Raw genomic sequence first — 2,173 nt, forward strand, 5'->3', positions numbered from 1 at the left:
CAGTACATCAACGGCTTCTACAACCCACGTAGGCGCCATTCATATCTGGGCGGCATCAGCCCCCTCGCATTCGAGGCCAAGGTGGCATAGTGAGATAGGTGACCGGCACAAAGCCGTTACAAGTCCAACGACACATCGCCCGAACCCCGAAACGATCACGATGCTCGGCAATGAACGCGTATCTCACTTTGCATCACTGGCGAAATACGCGGTGGCTTTTTTTAGAATGTCGCGCCCCTCGGTTACCCGGGCCAACTCGCGCTTCAACTGGCGGATCTCCGCATCCTTGCCAGCATCACCAGAAACCGTCTTCGCAAATTGTCGCTTCCACGCATACAGAGAATGCGCGCTTACCCCGAGCCGCTGAGAGAACTCAGCTACCCGATACCAGCGATCGGTGATCTGCGCCACCGCATCGCGCTTCAATTCATCACTGAAATTGGGCTTCCCCATCATCGCCTCCTGTCCTCAAAATTAGGATCAAAGGCGTCCAGAAATCTAGCACTACTTTGGCAGAAATGTGATTTCAGCGCCCTGTAGCGTGCAGCCACAATGTGGACAACGCCGCGATTGCGACCGATGTAGGCGGTCAAGGATGGCTTGTCGGACTGCTGGCAAACTGGGTTGAGGGGGGCGGTCCAGAGACTCTTTTTTTCCGCCCCGCTTGGGCGAGGCGGCGATTTTGCAGGAACGCGTAGGCCATCATCGTCATCAAGGCGTGTCGATGAAGGCCTGTCCAGGATCGCCCCTCAAAGTGGTCCAGGCCCAACTCCTCCTTGAGTTGCTGGTGGGCTTGCTCACAAATCCATCGAGCCTTGATGGCCCCTGCGACCTCCTTGACCGAGGTGTTGCCGGGTAGGTTCGAGAGATAGTATTTGCGCTCCCCGTTCGAACGATGCTCGCCCACCAGCCAGACTTCCTCGCCGGGCATGTGCTGGGCGCCTGCGGCACCTATACGCTGTGGCGCACCGTCGGCGATACGCACGCGCATGGCAGCAAAGCGCGCCACCAGGCGACCTTTTGTGCCCCGGCGCCAACTCACCTGACGCCATCTGGCATTCTCCAGCATGGTGTGGGCCGCGACCGACTTGATGTCAGGTACATGACGCAAGCGCGGTCGTCCCCGCCCTGCCACAGGGAACACCAGTTGCACGTCGGCAGGGTATACCTTCTGATGCTTGGGAATACCCACGGCCCAGCAAAGCCCGCGTGCGCTCAAGGCCTGTCGGAACGGGGCTGACAGGCCATAGCCGGCGTCTGCCAGCACACAGCCGAAACGCACGCCGGCGGCCGCAATCCGGTCGATCTCCTCGATCGCGATGGAAGGCTTTGTTTTGGCCTGGCGAAACTCCTCGGGAACGCCAGCCTTGATCATGCGCTCCTCATTCTCGGTCCAGCTATCCGGTAGAAACAGCCGTAAGCTCAACATGACAGGGACCTCGCCCGATGCCAGCGTCACCGAAACCATGGTCTGACAGTTGGCCTGCTTGCCCAGCGTCGAGGCGTATTGAGGCGCGACACCGACCGAGTTGGTGCCCTTCTTGAGCATGGCCGTGTCATCGATGATCAACCAGGCTTTCGCCCCGCCCACGAGGGCATCGGCTTGTTCCCATAAAGCGGTTTCCAGCGGTGCGCTGTCCCAGACGCCAGCGCCGATAAAATGGTGAAGGCGATCATAGCTGATCGCGCCGGCTCTGGCGGCCATCGGCTGGATGCTTTTGCAGTCTCCCGGCCCGATCAATCCAGCAATATAGGCTGGGCACATGGTCCGTCGTCTTGTTGCCCAGGCCTTTGAGAAACGGGTCAAGCCAACGCTCGAGATCTGCCTGCCAATCCGCGTCCATCGCCAGCCTCCGTCAAAGCTGGTTCCTCATGAATCACGCATCCGTCGAAAAGGGAATCCTAAAAATCACATTTCTGCCAAAGTAGTGCTAGGGGCTATTCACAAAACCGTTACATCTGTGGACGCCCCTTCGGACGCAAGCGGAAAATTGGGTTCGGCGCGTAGTCGGATGCTGCCATCTGTCCGGCCTCATTATGCAGGATGTACTGCAGGCCTGTATGGGAGTTCGCGGGTCAAATCCAAATCAAGTCCGCGTGCTTTTCGCACATTGTAACGGTCTGGTTTTTTGACCCAGTCTCGTCGACTGTTGTGCCATACCCTCCTTCGACC

The 2,173-nt window shown here is 58.6% G+C and carries 2 pseudogenes; both read right to left on the reverse strand.

Annotated elements, in window-relative coordinates:
- Positions 1–127 precede the first annotated feature (127 nt).
- Positions 128–456: pseudogene (locus EOE18_RS18150) on the reverse strand (transposase); the annotation flags it as partial.
- Positions 457–589: 133 nt separating this feature from the next.
- A pseudogene (locus EOE18_RS18155) lies at positions 590–1,844 on the reverse strand (IS701 family transposase).
- Positions 1,845–2,173: the final 329 nt, after the last annotated feature.

It is taken from the genome of Novosphingobium umbonatum (genome assembly GCF_004005905.1).
GTDB lineage: Bacteria > Pseudomonadota > Alphaproteobacteria > Sphingomonadales > Sphingomonadaceae > Novosphingobium > Novosphingobium umbonatum.